General features: G+C 70.1%; 17 protein-coding genes. 6 read left to right on the top strand and 11 right to left on the bottom strand.

All coding sequences use genetic code 11. The features are described 5' to 3' along the window. The first annotated feature begins 133 nt into the window (after window positions 1-133). The 3 genes from pta to pyk all read left to right on the top strand — a co-directional run bounded on the left by pta (window position 134) and on the right by pyk (window position 4,955). Window positions 134-2,221, top strand: a complete 2,088-nt coding sequence (gene pta / locus ADL25_RS24930) for a phosphate acetyltransferase (RefSeq protein ID WP_059130059.1) — start codon at window positions 134-136, stop codon at window positions 2,219-2,221. Next, complete coding sequence (locus tag ADL25_RS24925; RefSeq protein ID WP_059130058.1) at window positions 2,218-3,426, top strand: acetate kinase; 1,209 nt, start codon at window positions 2,218-2,220, stop codon at window positions 3,424-3,426. Before pta ends, ADL25_RS24925 begins: the two co-directional genes overlap by 4 nt. A 98-nt stretch (window positions 3,427-3,524) precedes the next feature. Then, entirely contained in the window at window positions 3,525-4,955 is a 1,431-nt protein-coding gene (pyk, locus tag ADL25_RS24920) for a pyruvate kinase (RefSeq protein WP_059130057.1), read from the top strand. Between the two features lie 108 nt (window positions 4,956-5,063). On the opposite strand, the gene ADL25_RS24915 is transcribed toward pyk, so the two are convergent. The 4 genes from ADL25_RS24915 to ADL25_RS24900 form a co-directional block, all read right to left on the bottom strand. Continuing rightward, window positions 5,064-6,353, bottom strand: coding sequence for a hypothetical protein (locus ADL25_RS24915; protein ID WP_059130056.1), 1,290 nt, complete (start codon window positions 6,351-6,353; stop codon window positions 5,064-5,066). Further along, a complete protein-coding gene (locus ADL25_RS24910) occupies window positions 6,343-6,891 on the bottom strand; it encodes a DUF6114 domain-containing protein (RefSeq protein WP_059130055.1) in 549 nt (182 codons plus the stop codon). The genes ADL25_RS24915 and ADL25_RS24910 overlap by 11 nt, the downstream gene beginning before the upstream one ends. Window positions 6,892-7,026: 135 nt before the next feature. Continuing rightward, window positions 7,027-7,692, bottom strand: coding sequence for a DUF6230 family protein (locus ADL25_RS24905; RefSeq protein ID WP_059130054.1), 666 nt, complete (start codon window positions 7,690-7,692; stop codon window positions 7,027-7,029). A 621-nt stretch (window positions 7,693-8,313) separates the two neighbouring features. After that, window positions 8,314-9,288: a tetratricopeptide repeat protein gene (locus ADL25_RS24900; protein WP_059130053.1), complete on the bottom strand. Its 975-nt coding sequence runs from the start codon at window positions 9,286-9,288 to the stop codon at window positions 8,314-8,316. A gap of 266 nt (window positions 9,289-9,554) precedes the next feature. Between ADL25_RS24900 and ADL25_RS24895 the strand changes: the two genes are divergently transcribed. Both ADL25_RS24895 and ADL25_RS24890 read left to right on the top strand, forming a co-directional pair. After that, window positions 9,555-10,169: a TetR/AcrR family transcriptional regulator gene (locus tag ADL25_RS24895; RefSeq protein ID WP_107116699.1), complete on the top strand. Its 615-nt coding sequence runs from the start codon at window positions 9,555-9,557 to the stop codon at window positions 10,167-10,169. A 210-nt stretch (window positions 10,170-10,379) separates the two neighbouring features. Beyond that, a complete protein-coding gene (locus tag ADL25_RS24890) occupies window positions 10,380-11,531 on the top strand; it encodes a DUF3103 family protein (protein ID WP_059130051.1) in 1,152 nt (383 codons plus the stop codon). A gap of 73 nt (window positions 11,532-11,604) precedes the next feature. On the opposite strand, the gene ADL25_RS24885 is transcribed toward ADL25_RS24890, so the two are convergent. The 3 genes from ADL25_RS24885 to ADL25_RS24875 all read right to left on the bottom strand — a co-directional run bounded on the left by ADL25_RS24885 (window position 11,605) and on the right by ADL25_RS24875 (window position 14,337). Continuing rightward, window positions 11,605-13,305: an acyl-CoA mutase large subunit family protein gene (locus ADL25_RS24885; RefSeq protein WP_059130050.1), complete on the bottom strand. Its 1,701-nt coding sequence runs from the start codon at window positions 13,303-13,305 to the stop codon at window positions 11,605-11,607. 119 nt (window positions 13,306-13,424) lie between these two features. Beyond that, on the bottom strand, window positions 13,425-13,763 hold the full coding sequence (locus ADL25_RS24880; RefSeq protein ID WP_059130049.1) for a DUF3817 domain-containing protein: 339 nt from the start codon (window positions 13,761-13,763) through the stop codon (window positions 13,425-13,427). A 64-nt stretch (window positions 13,764-13,827) separates the two neighbouring features. Continuing rightward, window positions 13,828-14,337, bottom strand: a complete 510-nt coding sequence (locus ADL25_RS24875; RefSeq protein ID WP_059130048.1) for a MarR family winged helix-turn-helix transcriptional regulator — start codon at window positions 14,335-14,337, stop codon at window positions 13,828-13,830. A gap of 125 nt (window positions 14,338-14,462) precedes the next feature. On the opposite strand from ADL25_RS24875, the gene ADL25_RS24870 reads away from it, so the two are divergent. Beyond that, window positions 14,463-14,894: an SRPBCC family protein gene (locus ADL25_RS24870; RefSeq protein WP_059130047.1), complete on the top strand. Its 432-nt coding sequence runs from the start codon at window positions 14,463-14,465 to the stop codon at window positions 14,892-14,894. 90 nt (window positions 14,895-14,984) lie between these two features. Here the strand turns inward: ADL25_RS24870 and ADL25_RS24865 are convergent, their stop codons facing one another. From ADL25_RS24865 to ADL25_RS24850, 4 genes are all read right to left on the bottom strand, one after another. Further along, window positions 14,985-15,617, bottom strand: coding sequence for a TetR/AcrR family transcriptional regulator (locus ADL25_RS24865; RefSeq protein ID WP_059130046.1), 633 nt, complete (start codon window positions 15,615-15,617; stop codon window positions 14,985-14,987). A gap of 154 nt (window positions 15,618-15,771) precedes the next feature. Further along, window positions 15,772-16,524: an SRPBCC family protein gene (locus ADL25_RS24860; RefSeq protein ID WP_059130045.1), complete on the bottom strand. Its 753-nt coding sequence runs from the start codon at window positions 16,522-16,524 to the stop codon at window positions 15,772-15,774. 145 nt (window positions 16,525-16,669) lie between these two features. After that, on the bottom strand, window positions 16,670-16,966 hold the full coding sequence (locus tag ADL25_RS24855; RefSeq protein WP_059130044.1) for an MTH1187 family thiamine-binding protein: 297 nt from the start codon (window positions 16,964-16,966) through the stop codon (window positions 16,670-16,672). Further along, complete coding sequence (locus ADL25_RS24850) at window positions 16,963-17,307, bottom strand: DUF3817 domain-containing protein (protein ID WP_059130043.1); 345 nt, start codon at window positions 17,305-17,307, stop codon at window positions 16,963-16,965. Before ADL25_RS24850 ends, ADL25_RS24855 begins: the two co-directional genes overlap by 4 nt. Between the last annotated feature and the right edge of the window lie 210 nt (window positions 17,308-17,517).

The raw sequence follows: 17,517 nt of genomic DNA, 5'->3' as shown, positions 1-17,517 counted from the left end.
CCTCACAAAATCATGCAGAGCCGGTCAGTGACGCCCGCCTCGGCCCCGGCCGCAGGGGAGGGCGCGGAGCGACCGGAGGGCCGCCCGCGCCCCTGCCCGCCACCCCGCACGAGAGACGAAACGGAGAGCACGCGTGACGCGCAGCGTGTACGTGACCGGGATCGACCGCGGCGACGGCCGCCAGGTCGTCGAACTGGGAGTCATGGAGCTCCTGACCCGGCAGGTCGACCGGGTGGGCGTGTTCCGCCCGCTCGTCCACGACGGCCCCGACCGCCTCTTCGAGCTGCTGCGCGCCCGCTATCGGCTGTCGCAGGACCCGACGACGGTGTACGGCATGGACTACCACGAGGCGTCCGCGCTCCAGGCCGAGCAGGGGACGGACGAGCTGGTGTCCACCCTCGTCGACCGCTTCCACCTGGTGGCCCGCGACTACGACGTGGTCCTCGTCCTCGGCACCGACTTCGCGGACACCCAGCTCCCCGACGAGCTGTCCCTCAACGCCCGGCTCGCCAACGAGTTCGGGGCGTCCGTGATCCCGGTGGTGGGTGGGCGCAGCCAGACCACCGAGTCGATACGGGCCGAGGTGCGCAACGCCTACCGGGCGTACGACGGACTGGGCTGCGACGTCCTCACCATGGTCGCCAACCGGGTGGCCGGCGAGGACCGGGACGAGATCGCCGAGCGGCTCGACTCCCGGCTCCCCGTCCCCTGTTACGTGCTTCCCGACGACCCCGCTCTCTCCGCGCCGACGGTCGCACAGATCACCCAGGCGCTCGATGCGCGGGTGGTCCTCGGCGACGACGCGGGCCTGGCGCGCGACGTCCTCGACTTCGTCTTCGGCGGCGCCATGCTGCCCAACCTCCTGAGCGCCCTGACGCCGGGCTGCCTGGTGGTGACGCCGGGCGACCGGGCCGATCTGGTCGTCGGCTCGCTCGCCGCCCACAGCGCGGGCAATCCGCCGATCGCCGGACTGCTGCTCACTCTGGACGAGGTGCCGGGCGAAGGGATCCTCTCCCTCGCCGACCGACTCGCCCCGGGCACGCCGGTGCTCTCCGTGTCCGGCAACAGCTTCCCCACGGCCGCCCGGCTCTTCTCCCTGGAGGGGAAGCTGAACGCGGCGACCCCGCGCAAGGCCGAGCGCGCGCTCGGCCTGTTCGAGCGGTACGTCGACACCGCCGACCTGCTCCAGCGGGTGTCCGCCCCGAGCAGCGACCGGCTCACGCCGATGATGTTCGAGCACAAGCTGCTGGAGCGGGCGCGGGCCGACAAGCGCCGGGTGGTGCTCCCCGAGGGCACCGAGGAGCGCGTGCTGCACGCCGCCGAGGTGCTGCTGCGCCGGGGCGTCTGCGACCTGACGCTGCTCGGGCCGATCGACCGGATCCGCAAGAAGGCCGCCGACCTCGGCATCGACCTCGGCGACGCCCAGCTGATCGACCCCGCCACCTCCGCGATGCGCGACACCTTCGCCGAGACGTACGCCCGGCTGCGCGCGCATCGGGGTGTCACGGTCGAGCTGGCATACGACGTCGTCGCCGACGTGAACTACTTCGGCACGCTCATGGTCGAGGAAGGGCTCGCCGACGGCATGGTGTCCGGGGCGGTGCACTCCACGGCCGCCACCATCCGGCCCGCCTTCGAGATCATCAAGACCAAGCCGGACGCGAAGATCGTCAGCTCCGTCTTCTTCATGTGCCTCGCGGACAAGGTGCTCGTCTACGGCGACTGCGCCGTGAACCCCGACCCGAACGCCGAGCAGCTCGCCGACATCGCCGTCCAGTCGGCCGCCACGGCAAGGCAGTTCGGGGTGGAACCGAGGATCGCGATGCTGTCGTACTCCACCGGGACCTCCGGCTCGGGCGTCGACGTCGACAAGGTGCGTGAGGCCACCGAGCTGGTGCGGCTGCGCGGCGGCGACCTGATGATCGAGGGCCCGATCCAGTACGACGCCGCGGTCGAGCCCAGCGTGGCGGCGACCAAGCTCCCGGGCTCGGACGTCGCAGGACAGGCGTCCGTGCTGATCTTCCCCGACCTCAACACCGGCAACAACACCTACAAGGCCGTGCAGCGCTCGGCCGGTGCGATCGCCGTCGGCCCCGTGCTGCAGGGGCTGCGCAAGCCCGTCAACGACCTGTCCCGGGGCGCTCTCGTCCAGGACATCGTCAACACCGTCGCCATCACGGCGATCCAGGCCCAGACCCCCGTCGAGAAGGCAGAACGGTGAGCCCGACCCACGTACTCGTCCTCAACTCCGGCTCCTCGTCGGTGAAGTACCAGTTGCTGGACATGCGCGACAGCAGCCGGCTGGCCACGGGCCTCGTCGAGCGCATCGGCGAGCAGACGTCGCGGATCAAGCACACGGCGGCCGCCACCGGCGACACCCGTGAGCAGAACGGCCCCATCGCGGACCACCAGGCGGCGCTCAAGGCGGTCGCCGAGGAACTGGCCAAGGACGGGCTGGGGCTCGACTCGCCCGAGCTGGCCGCCATCGGCCACCGTGTGGTGCACGGCGGCATGTTCTTCAGCGAGCCCACCGTCATCGACGACGCCGTGCTCACCGAGATCGAGCGGCTGATCCCCGTGGCACCGCTGCACAACCCGGCCAACCTCACCGGCATCCGCACGGCGATGGCACTCCGTCCGGACCTGCCGCAGGTCGCCGTGTTCGACACGGCGTTCCACACCACCATGCCGGAGCAGGCCGCACGCTATGCGATCGACACGAAGATCGCGGACCGGCACCGGATCCGCCGGTACGGGTTCCACGGAACCTCGCACGCGTACGTGTCCCGGGAGACCGCAAGGCTGCTGGGCAGGGCGCCGGAGGACGTCAACGTCATCGTGCTGCATCTGGGCAACGGTGCGTCCGCCTCGGCGGTCCGGGGCGGACGGTGCGTGGACACCTCCATGGGGCTCACACCCCTGGAGGGACTCGTGATGGGGACGCGTTCCGGTGACCTGGATCCTGCCGTCATCTTCCATTTGGAGCGTGTTGGCGGAATGTCCATGGACGAGATCGACACTCTCCTCAACAAGAGGAGCGGTTTGTTCGGTCTGTGCGGCGACAACGACATGCGGGAAATTCAGCGCCGGATCGACGAGGGCGACGCTCAGGCGCGGCTCGCTTTCGACATCTACATCCACCGGCTGAAGAAGTACATCGGCGCCTACTACGCGGTACTCGGCAGGGTGGACGCGATCGCCTTCACGGCGGGGGTGGGCGAGAACGCCGCCCCGGTGCGCGAGGCTGCCGTCGCGGGCCTCGAAGGGCTGGGTCTCGCGGTGGACGGCGACCTGAACGCGGTACGCGGCGACGGGCCGCGGCTGATCTCGCCCGCCGGCGCGCGGGTGGCGGTCGCCGTCGTGCCCACCGACGAGGAACTGGAGATCGCCACACAGACCTACGCATTGGTCGGAAAGGGCGGCTGAACCTATTCGACGGCTCTCGCCTGAGCGCGAACCCGCCCATTTGTATCTTCCGCCAGACGGAATATTCCGTAGCGAAACAAACCGATAGGATCGCCCCCATGCGCCGTTCGAAAATCGTCTGCACGCTCGGCCCCGCGGTCGACTCCCATGAAATGCTCGTAGCGCTGATCGAGGCCGGCATGAACGTGGCCCGCTTCAACTTCAGCCACGGCACGCACGAAGAGCACGAGGCGCGGTACGTCCGTGTCCGCTCCGCGGCCGCCGAAGCCGGCAAGGCCATCGGTGTCCTCGCCGATCTGCAGGGCCCGAAGATCCGCCTGGAGACCTTCGCGGAGGGTCCCGTCGAGCTGGTGCGCGGTGACGAGTTCACCATCACCGTCGAGGACGTCCCGGGCGACAAGCACATCTGCGGTACGACGTACAAGGGCCTGCCGGGCGACGTCTCCAAGGGCGACCCGATCCTGATCAACGACGGCAACGTCGAGCTGAAGGTCCTGGACGTCGAGGGCCCGCGGGTGAAGACGATGGTCATCGAGGGCGGCGTCATCTCCGACCACAAGGGCATCAACCTGCCCGGTGCTGCGGTGAACGTCCCGGCGCTGTCCGAGAAGGACATAGACGACCTTCGGTTCGCGCTGCGCATGGGCTGCGACATGGTCGCGCTGTCGTTCGTGCGCGACGCCAACGACGTCAAGGACGTCCACCGGATCATGGACGAGGAGGGCCGCCGCGTCCCGGTCATCGCCAAGGTGGAGAAGCCGCAGGCGGTGGCCAACATGGAGGACGTCGTGATGGCGTTCGACGGCGTGATGGTCGCCCGCGGCGACCTGGCCGTCGAGTACCCCCTCGAGAAGGTCCCGATGGTGCAGAAGCGGCTCATCGAGCTGTGCCGTCGCAACGCCAAGCCGGTGATCGTGGCGACTCAGATGATGGAGTCGATGATCACCAACTCCCGCCCGACCCGCGCCGAGGCCTCCGACGTCGCCAACGCCATCCTGGACGGCACCGACGCGGTCATGCTGTCCGCCGAGTCGAGCGTGGGCGCGTACCCGGTCGAGACCGTCAAGACGATGTCGAAGATCGTGCAGGCGGCCGAGGAGGAACTGCTCTCCAAGGGTCTGCAGCCGCTCGTGCCGGGCAAGAAGCCGCGCACACAGGGCGGTTCGGTGGCGCGCGCCGCCGCCGAGATCGCCGACTTCCTCGGCGGCAAGGGCCTGGTGGCCTTCACCCAGTCCGGAGACACCGCCCGCCGGCTGTCCCGCTACCGGGCCTGCCAGCCGATCCTGGCGTTCACCACGGACGAGTCCACCCGCAATCAGCTGGCGCTGAGCTGGGGCGTGGAGTCGCACGTCGTGCCGTTCGTGAACAGTACCGACGAGATGGTCGAGCTGGTCGACCGGGAGCTGACGCGGCTCAAGCGGTTCGACGACGGAGACATCGTGGTCATCACCGCCGGCTCCCCGCCCGGCGTCCCCGGCACCACGAACATGGTCCGGGTGCACCACCTGGGCCGGGAGCACCGCGGCTGACGCTGCGCACGCCGTCCCGCACAAAGAGCCGTGGCCCGGTCCCCCCTCGCGAAGGGGGGACCGGGCCACGGCTCTTTGTGCGGCTCCCGGACAGGTCTTGGGGAGTGCTCAGCCACCGGTGACGTACTGGTGCATGCCGGGCACCGTCAGCGTGCCGCCGAACTGGCCGGCCTGCGTGACCTTCACGTTGGTGAAGTAGATGATCGGGATGTTCAGCGGCGGCGGGCTGTCCGGGCTGAACGTCACCGGGATCAGCCCCAGCAGGTTGCCGGAGATGCTCTCGGTGTACATCACCGTCTTGCCGTCGCGGATCGTCGAGGTCGATCCCTTGGCGGCCTGGACGTGGTACGTCTCGCCCTTCTGACCGTCGACGAGCTGGTGCAGGTCGCCGATGTCGGTGCCGTTGGAGATGACGTACTTCAGGACCTTCTTGACGGTGCCGTTGGCCGTGCGCACCTTCACGACGCCCTGGTAGTCGGCACCCTTGAGCAGCAGCGAGCTGGCCTGCAGGTGCCACGGGGCGTCCGGCAGGGCGGTGATCTTCTCGACTCCGCCCTCGTCGTCGGTGGCCGCGACGCAGTCGTCCGGGAGCTCGGTGGAGCCCGGGGACGGGGTGCCGGCCGCGGACGCCACGGACTTCACCGCGTCGTCGGCCGACTTGGTGACCTCCGAGACCGCCTTGCCCGCCGTGTCCGTCGTGTCCTTCACCGTGTCGTTGACGGTGTCGGTCACCTTCTTGGTGGTGTCCTTCACGGCACCGGACAAGGACGAGTCCTTCGTCTCCGATGCCGAGGCGGACGGCGCGGGGCTCGTGCTCGACGACGGGCTCGAACCGGTGTGGGAGCCGCCGAGGATGCCCGAGAGGGTGTCCCCGATGGTGCCCAGCAGGTCGCCGCCCTCGGAGGCCGACGGGGCCGGCGTGGACGTACCGCCACCGGACGCGCCCGTGGAGGACGCGGACGGCTTGGGCGTGCCCTTGTCGTCGGAACCTGAATCCGACGAAGAGGTCTTGCCCGGCGTACCGTCCGACGGCTTGTCCGCGGAGGCCGACGACGTCGGATCCGGCGTGTCCGCCGACTCGGACGCACTCGCCGAGGCGGACGGCGACGGCGAGGCCGAAGCGTCCTTGGAGTCCTGGGGGTCCAGGGCCTCCACGCACTTCTGGTACTCGTCCACGGACATGCTCTTGGACGGCGAGTGGTCGTCGGCACGGGCGAACGCCGTGTTGATCCCCACCCCCATGAAGACCGCTGTCGGCATCGCCGCCAGGGCTATCGCCTTGCCCGCCGGCATGTGGAACCTGGTGAACAGCGGCTTCCTGGGGGCCGCGTGGCGCGGCCCGGTTCTCGCACGGGACGCGTCCACGTCAGTCCCGTCGGTCACCTCGTCAGCCGGCACTGTGCCTCCCGTTCGCCCCGTTGGCCGGGCTCGTTCCTGACAGATCGTTCGGCGCGACCATTCCGTCCACCGTCTTGCCGTGCCCGGTCTCCGGGACGCCGCCCTGTGCCCCGCCGGCCTCCTCGGCCGTCTGCGGCTCCGGCGACTTCCCCGGCGCCCACGACACGGCCATCGCCCCACCGATGAGGGCGAACAGGAAGCCGACGATGAATCCGCCGAAGTTGGAGACGGGAAGGGACACCAGTCCCAGCAGAATCGCCGCGACACCGGCGAAAGTGCGGATGTGCTTCTGGAACCAGAGGCTGATGCCCAGGACGACGAGCAGCACACCGATGATCAGGGAGCCGGCGCCGGCGGTGGTGGCCATCGCCAGGGTCAGGTGTCCGACCTGCAAGTGCGCATACGGGAAGTACATGATCGGAAAGCCACCGAGCATGACGAACAGGCCGGCCCAGAACGGCCGGGTGCCCCGCCAGGCGCGGAACTGCAGCCTCCGGCGGGTGAACTGGCCGGATACGGCAGGAGTCTCGGCGCTCATGGAAAACAGCTCCCAGGTGCAGCGTTGCTGTGGTGAGGGTGTGGTGCGATGGAGATGTGGGGGGTGTGTGAATCGCGACCGGAGATTGGTACGGGCGGGAGGCGCCGTCGGCTCCCCCCGCCCGTCACCGAGCGCCTAGTAGCACTCGTGCGTGCCCGTCTGCAGCTTCATCTTCAGCCCGGGGAGGGTGAAGGTGCCGGCCGTGGTCGCCCACGCCGTCTGCTGCACGCCGTACAGGTCCGCCCCGGTGGCCTGCTGAGCGAAGCCGTAGGGGTTGGCCTGCTCCTTGCCGCCCTTCATGCCGGGGCCCTTGCCGCCCTTGTCGGCACCCGTGTCGCCCGCGGCAACACCGATGTCGATGCCATGGAAGACGGCGCCGCCCTTGGCTTCCAGGTCCGCGACATCGATGTACAGATTGTCGGCGGAGACCTGGTTCTTCTTGTCGTCGCTGTTACCCGCCGTCAGCGTCAGGCTGACGGATCCCAGAATCGGGATGTTCGGGGTCACGACCGACTGGCACAGGTTCTTGATCGTCGCGTCCTTGAAGGACGAGACCGCCACCGGGTGAATCGTCTTCTCACCGGAGAGCGTGTAGCCGGAGTCGATCGCTCCGTACTGCGCGAAGCCGTTGCCGTGAAGCTCGTCAGCCGAAACCTTGAACGACTGTCCCGACACGCTGAACGACGCGGCCAGTGCGCCCTGCGCCAGGGCCACGCCTATCGCTGCCGTCGCGGCGACGCTGGGCACCATGACCACAGCGAACCGCTTCCATCTGGTCCCGCCACGCACCTGGGACTCCATATTTCCTCCTTCTCGGACGTACATCTCCTGACCCCGAATCGCCACTGGTCGGCGGCTCTGCCGGGCAGGGATGGGAGAAGTGCTACGTCCTCGGGAAGGAGAGCGCCCGAGCTCGGAGGCGCGAATCGCGCCCCAATCACTGGCGATCACCCCCGAGCGACAACCACTGGTCGCGCCTGACACGCATCACGCACAACCTGCCGGACAGGCTCCGCTTCAGCGGAGACCCCCCTGTCCAGGAGCCGACGCCACTGCCGCCGGCTCCTGCTCGGTGGGGACCCACGGACACCCGTATCCCCGGCTGGTTGTCGGGTACGGCGATGGACCGAGCGTCGCCGATCGTGGTGCATTCTCGCCTCCCCCGCAAGGGGGTTCGTTACTCGGCAGTAACGGCCGGATAACCGAACCACGACGGGCGGGCACCGCCTGGCAACTCTTCGTGGCGCAAAGGGAGATGACGAAACATCCGAAGAACGGACAGAACCCGACAGAACAGCGGCCTCGACTTACTCCAAGTAACAGCGACCGCGATTACCAAGATTTGGTAAAGCGCGGCCGCCGTGCACCTCTGTCGGCAAATCTTTCACCTGGGCATCACAGGCCCTGGCGTTTAGCGACTGGTCAGAACAAGGCCCTCGCAAGCGCTCTGCGCGCCGCGGTGACACGCGGATCCTCGGCGCCGACGACTTCGAAGAGTTCCAGCAGCCGCAGCCGCGCGGCGTCCCGGTCCTCGCCCACCGTGCGCCGCACGGTCTCGACGAGCCGCCCGAACGCGTCCTCCACGTGCCCGCCGACCAGATCCAGGTCCGCGGCCGCGATCTGCGCCGCCACGTCGGCGGGCCTGTCCGCCGCTTCCGTGCGCACCTTCTGCGGGTCGAGGTCCTGCACCCGCTGCAGCAACTCGGCCTGTACGAGGCCCAGCTTGGCCTCGGTGTTGCCCGGATCCTCGGCCAGCACGTTCTTGTACGCCTGGATCGCCCCGCCCAAGTCGCCCGCGTCCAGCGCCTGCACGGCCGCCTCGAGCGTGGCGTCGTAGGGGCCCACGGGGGCCGGCGCGGCCGTCGGGACGGCACCCGGCTCCGCGTCGGGGTCGACGGTCAGGCCGGTCAGCCCGAAGCGCTGCTCGGCCACCTGCACGAGCTGGTCGAGGGTGTCGCGGATCTGCTGCTCGGGGGCGGCGCCCTGGAAGAGGGGCAGCGCCTGACCGGCGACGACGGCGAAGACGGCCGGGATCCCCTGGACGCCGAACTGCTGCATCAGCATCTGGTTGGCGTCGACGTCGATCTTGGCGAGCACGAACCGGCCGTTGTACTCCAGGGCCAGCCGCTCGAGGATCGGGCTCAGCTGCTTGCAGGGCTGACACCACTCGGCCCAGAAGTCGATGACGACCGGCACCTCGGTCGACCGCTGCAGGACGTCGGTCTCGAACCCCGCCTCGTCTACGTCGACAACGAGGTCGGCCGGGGAGACCGCCCCTCCCCCGCCCTGCCGGGCCGCTTCGGCGCGCGCCTGCTCCGCCTTCGCCTTGGCCTCCTGGGCCGCCTTCACCGCGGCGAGGTCGACGACTCCGCTCATGGACATGTTCCGTGGCTGCATGAGTACATCCTCCCCCTTCCGTACGCCGCTGTGAAAAGCGCTGTGAAAGACGTGCCCCGCCGGTGGCGGGCGCGCCGGGTCCCCACTCGGCGCCGATGGTCGTCGCTCGGGCGGGCGCCGCGCCGGAATGCGCACGCCCGCTTTCGCTACGAGTCGTAGCGTAACTGCACCCGGGGCCCTTTGTGACCAGTCCACCGGTGATCTCCCTCACCACTCCACACGACGTCCGGAAGTGGACTGCGGCACGGCCGGATATGGTCACTGACATGGAGAGCAGCACTTCCGCCGCCCGTACGGGACGTCCGCGCAGCGCCGCCGCGGACGCTGCGATCCTGGCGGCCACCCGGGAGGCGCTCGTCGACCTCGGCTGGTCGGGACTCACGCTGGGGGACGTGGCGACCCGGGCGGGTGTCGCGAAGACCACGCTCTACCGCCGCTGGGCCGGCAAGAGCGAACTCGTGGTGGACGCGGTGGCGGAACTCTTCGACGAGCTCGAACTCCCCGACCGCGGCAGTCTCCGGGCCGATGTGGAGAGCGTGGTGCTGGAGTTCGCCGCCCTGCTGGAGCAGCCGGCCACCAAGACCGCGCTGATGGCGGTGGTGGCCGAGGCCACCCACGACGAGCCACTGCGCCGGCGGATCCGGGACGCGATCGTCGACCGGCAGAAGCGACTGGTGGTCGAGGGGCGGCGGCGGGCCCAACGGCGCGGTGAGATCCCCGACGACCAGGGCGACCCCGCCCCGCAGGTCGACCTGATCTTCGACGTGATCGCGGGCGCCGTCGTGCACCGCACCCTCGTCTCTTGCGAGGCCGTCGACGCCGACTGGGCCGCGCGCTTCACCGCGGTACTGCTCGGCGGGCTCACGGCGTACGGCGCCTGACGCCGCGGGACGGGCGGCCCCGGGACCGTACGGCGGGCTCCGGCCCGCGCCCCCCGGAAGTTCATTCAGTACGCGGCACGGGCCTCTTGCCGCACGTGTCATGTCACCGCCATGCTTGTCCGCGGCGGGAATCTACCCGCATAGATCCGCGTCACGTGCTCCACCCGACAGTGAGACATCACCCACTCGCTTCCCGGAGGACCGATCCACGTGAGACCTCGTCACCCCCGTCGGCGCGGCCTCAGCGCCGTCGCGGCGTCCCTGGTCGCCCTGTGTGCCGCCCAGAGCCTGGTCGCCCTGCCGGCCACGGCGGCACCGAAGCCCCCCACCACCTCGTCCGCCGTCAGCACGGCGGAGGACCGAGCCGCCCGTGCCATCGCCGGCTCGCTCACCGACTCCGCCTGGCGCGACCGCGTCAAGGAGGCGGCGCTCACCTCCGACGAGGTGGCCGTCACCGCCCTCGCCGGCAAGGCCGGCGGCACCCTCAAGTCCGACCTGGCCGGCGCCGACCGCCGGATCGCCGCCGCCAAGGGCCTGGACGCCGGGGTCGGCCCGCTGCTCCGGCTGCGGCTGGGCGACGGGTCCATGCGCGCCGCGCTCGCGGCCGGGACCACGCCCTGGGTGGCCGCGGCCACCTCGGACGACGACGCCGCCACGGTGACCGCCTACGACAGCAGGGGCCGGGCCCACACGCTCGACGCCCGTACGGCGCCGTCGCACCCGGTCTACGTCGTGGACATCGACGGCTCCAAGGCGCTGGCCGCCGGCCTGGGCGTCCTGAACGACGAACTGGCCCGGTACGGCGTGGACTCCGCCGCGCCGGCCTCCCAGAAGGCTGCTGAGGGCCTCTCGCAGGCGTCGGCGGCCGCCGGGGGCTTCTGGACCACCCGCATCACCTCGGTCGAGCTCTCGGACGACGAGGAGCCCTGGATCAAGGGCGACGCCGAGATCTACACGCTCGTCACCGGCTTCGGCCAGGACGGCACGGCCCGGGTGGATCCCGTCGACATGCCGTACCTGGACAACGACGGCACGGTCTACCGGCCCGACCAGATCCTGGTGAACTGGTCGCTCTACAAGTACAACCTGGCCGACGCCGTGATGATGGAGGACGACGGCAGCACCAACTACCGCGACCTCGCCAAGGCGATCGCCACGGTGCTGCTCACCATCGCCGACCAGGGCACCTACATCCCCCTGGTGAACGCGGTCCTGGACGCCATCCCGGACGACTGGTGGACGGACGACCCCGACTACGTCGACTCCTGGTACACGCTGGCCCAGAGCGACAACGGCACCCGCTACGGCGCCCGGGGCAACGGCTGGATGACCGTGGAGCCCTACTTCGTGCAGGAGTTCTGAGGCAGGGGCCGACGGCCGCACGCAAGGGGCCGGCGGGAACATCGTTCCCGCCGGCCCCTTCGCGTGTCCGGTCTCAGAATTGCACGGGCTCGGTGTAGACGCCCCACTCGTCGCGCAGCACCCCGCAGATCTCCCCGAGCGTCGCCTCCGCGCGCACGGCCTCGAGCATCGGCTCGATCATGTTGGCCCCGGACCGTGCGGCGGCCAGCATGCGGTCCAGCGCCGAACGCACCATGGCGTCGTCCCGCCCGGTCCTGCGCTCGCCGAGCACCCGCACCTGCTCCCGCTCGACCTCGTGGCTGACCCGCAGGATCTCCAGATCCCCGGTGACCGACCCGGTGTTGACGTTCACACCGACGACGTTCTTGTCGCCCTTCTCCAGCGCCTGCTGGTAACGGAACGCGGACTCCGCGATCTCGCCCGTGAACCAGCCGTCCTCGATGCCCCGCAGGATTCCGGAGGTCATCGGCCCGATCGGATGGCGGCCGTCGGGATGCGCCAGCAGACCGCGCTCCTTGATCTGCTCGAAGATCCGCTCGGCGTCCGCCTCGATCCGGTCCGTCAGCTGCTCGACGTACCACGAACCGCCCAGCGGGTCCGCCACGTTGGCGACCCCGGTCTCCTCCATGAGCACCTGCTGGGTGCGCAGCGCGATCTCCGCGGCCTGCTCGCTCGGCAGTGCCAGGGTCTCGTCGAGGGCGTTGGTGTGCAGCGAGTTGGTCCCGCCCAGCACGGCCGCGAGCGCCTCCACCGCCGTACGCACCACGTTGTTGTACGGCTGCTGCGCGGTCAGCGAGACACCGGCGGTCTGGGTGTGGAAGCGCAGCCACTGCGCCTTCTCGCTCCTCGCCCCGTACACGTCGCGCATCCACCGGGCCCAGATGCGGCGTGCCGCCCGGAACTTGGCGATCTCCTCGAAGAAGTCGACGTGCGCGTCGAAGAAGAAGGACAGTCCTGGGGCGAAGACGTCCACGTCCAGTCCCCGGCTCAGGCCGAGCTCCACGTATCCGAACCCGTCGGCCAGCGTGTAGGCCAGCTCCTGCGCGGCCGTCGAACCCGCCTCCCGGATGTGGTAGCCGGAGACGGAGAGCGGCTTGTACGCGGGGATGCCCGAGGCGCAGTACTCCATCAGGTCGCCGATCAGACGGAGATGCGGCTCGGGCTGGAAGAGCCACTCCTTCTGGGCGATGTACTCCTTGAAGATGTCGGTCTGCAGCGTCCCGTTGAGCACGCCGGGGTCGACGCCCTGCCGTTCGGCCGCGACCAGGTACATGCAGAAGACGGGGACGGCGGGACCGCTGATCGTCATCGAGGTCGTGACGTCACCGAGCGGAATGTCCTTGAAGAGGACCTCCATGTCCGCCGCCGAGTCGATCGCCACCCCGCAGTGGCCGACCTCGCCCAGGGAGCGCGGATCGTCGGAGTCACGGCCCATGAGGGTCGGCATGTCGAATGCGACGCTCAGCCCTCCGCCGCCGGCCTCCAGGATCATCTTGTAGCGCTCGTTGGTCTGCTCGGCGTTGCCGAAGCCGGCGAACTGCCGGATGGTCCACGTCCGCCCCCGGTAGCCGGTCGGGTACAGACCGCGCGTGAAGGGGTACTCGCCGGGCCAGCCGATCCGTTCGAATCCTTCGTACGTGTCGCCCGGGCGCGGACCGTACGCGGGCTCCACGGGATCGCCGGAGAGCGTGGTGAAGTCGGCCTCACGCTTGCGTGCGGCGTCGTAGCGGGCCTGCCAGCGTCGGCGGCCGTCCTCGATGGCGTCAGCGTCCATACCATCGAATTTACTAGGACGTCCAAGTAAATGTCGACCGCTCACGGAGGTGATCCGCGACAAAGACGCGTACAGCGGCGGCGGACCGCCGTACGCGGCCGTCGTGCGGCGCTGGGGCCTCAGGCCTCGACGACCGCGGGCGCCTCGTCCGTGAGCCTCGTCTCCAGCTCACGGGTGACCTTGCGCTCGACGAAGAAGGCGGCCGTCGGGATCGTTCCCGCCAGCAGGACCCACAGCTGCTTGCCGACCGGCCACTTCGCCTTGGCACCGAGGTCGAAGGCGAAGATCAGGTAGACGACGTACAGCCAGCCGTGCGCGATACCGACGACGCGGGTGAAGTCCGCGGCGCCGTCGACGTCCAGCACGTACTTGGCGATCACACCGAGGGTCAGCAGGACCAGCAGCACGCCCGTGACGTAGGCCATCACGCGGTAGCGGGTCAGCACGCTCTTTTTCATGGAGACGAGCGTAACGGCCGGATTCGGGCGATCTTCGGGCGCCCCCGTGCCGTCGGGGCGCGCGCTACTCGGACTCGAAGTCCCCCGCGGCGACGCGCAGCGGGCGCAGCATCGCGAAGATCTCGGCGCACTCCTCCGCGTCGTAGGTCCCGAGCCCGAAGTCCATCGCCATCAGGTCGCGGGTGGCAGCGTCGCAGACCTCACGGCCCTTGTCGGTGATGGAGGCGAGGGTGCCGCGTCCGTCGTTGGGGTTGGGCCGCCGGGCGACGAGTCCGGACCTCACCAGGCGGTCGACGGTGTTGGTGACCGACGTGGGGTGCACCATCAGGCGCTCCCCGATCTTCGACATGGGCAGTTCGCCCGCCTTGGAGAAGGTGAGCAGCACGAGTGCCTCGTAGCGCGCGAAGGTCAGCCCGTACGGCTTCACGATCGCGTCCACCTCGGCCAGCAGGATCTGCTGGGCCCGCATGATCGAGGTGATCGCGGCCATGGACGGCACACTGCCCCATCGCTGCTTCCAGTGCTCGTCGGCACGGGCGATGGGGTCGAAGGTGAGGCTGAGCGGCTTCGGCACGTCCTCGACCTTACCGGCCGGTCACATGGTGGTCAGCCCTGTCTCGCCTTTCGGTCGGCGGCCCACCCCCGGGCGCACACTGGAAGCGGAAGCCATGCGTCATGAACCGAATGCGGAGGTGGGCCATGAGCACCCTCGAAGAACACGTCGACGTGAGCGTCCCCGTCGACACGGCCTGGAACAGCCTGCATCGCGTGGAGAACTATCCGCGCTTCGTGGACGGGATACGCGGCGCCCGGACGGAGGAGGGCGGCCGGGCACATGTGGACATCGACGCGGGCGGCGGTACGACGGGATTCGACGCCGAGATGTCCGACCGCGGCGGGGGCCACGTGTTGGAGTGGCGCACCACGGGTGGCCCCGAGCTGACGGGCTCCTTCTCGCTGCACCCCATCGGCCGCGACCGCACCCGGGTGCAGCTGCGCCTCGAGTACGACCCCGCGACCGTCAGGGAGGCGTTCGGCGGGCCGAAGGGGTTCGCCCAGGCGAACGCGATCGAGCGGCTCGTCCGCAGCGATCTGGAGCAGTTCAAGGAGTACCTGGAACACGAACGGTGAGCGCGGCGCCCTGAGGCCGCCGCAATCGGCACGGCCCGTCGGCACCCGGCCACGCGCCCGCCGAGGCCGGCGGTCCCCGGTGTGCGCCGGTTACGGGCGCGACGCCCTGCGCAGCGCGTGCCGGACCGCCCGCTGGGCCACCGGTCCCAGGTCGTCCAGCGCGGCCAGCAGGTGCGCCAGCTGGTCCAGGGCGGCCAGCGCCGTGCCCGCCCCATCGGCGTCCACACCTTCGTAGAGCTCGATCCCCACGAAGGAGGCGGCCACGGCGCGCGCGAGCCCGCCGGCATCGGCGAACTCCCCGAGCGGTGTCACCGCCAGCACCCGGGTGAGCACCCGCTCGATCTCCACGATCCACAGATCGAGCCCCGCCGCCGTGGCGGGCGCCAGACGCGGACGGTTCTGGGCCCCGGCCAGCAGTTGGCCGAGCACGGCGACATGCCCCGCCGCCTTCTCCTCCTCGTGCATCTCCCGCCCGAAGGCGAGGAGTTCACCGAGCGAGCCGATCCCGTCGAGCCGATCCCGGTAGCGGGCCACCCGCTGTTCCGCGCCGTACCGGCACGCCGCCGCGAGCAGCTCCTCCACCGAGCCGAAGTGGTAGAAGACCAGCGCCTGGTTGACGCCCGCGGTCGCCGCGACGGTCCGGGCCGAGGTCCCGGCGATGCCCTGCTCGGTGAGCGTCCGCAGCGCCCCCTCCAGCAGCCTGACCTTGGTCGTCCCGCTCATGCCCGCGCCTGTCGCCGGGCCGGCCGCCGACCCGGGTACGCCCCGCACACCCGCCCGTACCCCGGCGCCGCACACGGACGCCGCCCGCCCGCGCCCCGCGGCGCTGCGCACGGCGCCGGGGCGGACGTCGGGTGCCGGGCACAAAGGACCGAGGTCATGACGGGTGCTCCAGGGTCGCGAGGAGTCGCGGCGCACGCGCCCATGTGGGCGGGGTGCGCAGACAGCGGCGGGCGGCGGGCGTGCCGGGAAGGGGCGAGGTGAACAGGGCGAAGGCGATCACGACGGCCAGCAGCAACGGGCACACATAGGCCATCGAGGCCGCCACCGGGCCGGAGAGGCGCAGGAAGGGGCCCAGGAAGAGCCCGGTACAGGCGGCGGTGACGACCAGGGCGCGGACGGCCAGTTCCACGAGCCAGTTCGCCAGCGCGCGCTCCGGCGCGACGCCGCGCTCCAGCCAGAGCCGGAGCCGGTCCAAGGACCAGGCCGTCGCCCAGCCCATGAGCCGGCGCAGGACCAGGCGGTCTGCGAGCGCACCGAACGCGCCCCAGCGCGGCCGGTAGTCGTACCCCGTCAGGAAGCGGACGCCGTCGCCGTCGGGCACGTACTGCCAGTAGCCGCCGCCCTCCGCGATCAGCGACAGCGGATGCGGTGAGGAGAACCGCAGCGCGCAGGCGCGTGTACCGTCCGGCCGCGTCTTCTCCCCCGCCGACACCCCGGTCCCGGAGAACGTCAGAAAAGGCAGGACGCGTATCGCGTAGCCGAAGCGCCGCGGTCCCCCCTCGGTGCCGGGAAGGGGCTCGATCTCGGTGAAGCGCAGATCCCAGCGTGGGTGGTGCCGGGGGTCCCGCGTCCTCGCCCACAGGTCGTCGAGGTCACCGCGTATGCACGCCTCCGCGTAGAGCCCCAATGCCAATCCCCCTGCCACGGCACCCTTTTGAGCGACTGCTCAAGCGACCGGCCCGACAGTACAACGGATTTGAGCGAACGCTCAATCACCGGGCACAAGAGAACCCCGGCCCTCGGGGCCGGGGTTCTCCGTGGTCCATGAGGGCTCACCTGCCGGACAGATAGCGCTCCACCGTCTCCACCTTCGAGGTGAGGCCGTCGGTCACACTCGGGCGGATGTCCGCCTTCAGCACCAAGGACACCCGTGGCGCACGCTCCTCGACCGAGGCGACGGCGCGCTTCACGACGTCCATGACCTCGTCCCAGTCGCCCTCGATCGAGGTGAACATGGCGTCGGTGCGGTTCGGCAGACCCGATTCCCGTACGACCCGGACGGCGTCGGCGACGTACTCCCCCACGTCCTCGCCGACCCCGAGCGGTGTCACGGAGAAGGCGACGATCACGCGTTCACGATCCCTTCCTTGCGGGCGCGCGCGGCGATCACGGCGTTCTCGGCCTCACGGCGCAGCATGCGCTCGGCGAAGAAGCCGCCGGTCGGCAGCACGGACAGCACGAAGTAGAGGGCGGCGGTCCGCAGCGGCCACTTGGTGCGGTTCCAGGCGTCCGCCCAGAAGATCACGTACAGGATGAAGAGGATCCCGTGGATCGAGCCCATGACGGGCACCGCGTTGAAGTCCGTGGTGCGCTTCAGCACCGAGCAGAGCAGCAGCAGAAGGAAGGAGACTGCTTCGGGGGCCGAGACAAGGCGGAGCCGGCGGAGGGCGGTGGCGGTCTTTATGTCCACGGGTCACCTTCGGTGGGAGATTCGCTGACGACGCAGTCGCTTTGTGAACGTACGCACAAGCGTCGGCCCCATTGTGACATCAGGGACCCGGCGGGCCCGGAACGGGGTGCGGGGTGTCGGGCCGCCCACCCGCCGCTGGTCGCCGACGGGACCACTGGTACGCCTGTTCTCTCAGGGACGGGTCAGGGACCGGATCCACCACACGGCTCT

This window comes from Streptomyces sp. NRRL F-5122 (assembly GCF_001507435.1).
GTDB classification, from domain to species: Bacteria; Actinomycetota; Actinomycetes; order Streptomycetales; family Streptomycetaceae; genus Streptomyces; species Streptomyces lannensis.
Note: the sequence above shows the minus strand (reverse complement) of the source record. Positions and strands in the feature narration are given on the sequence as shown.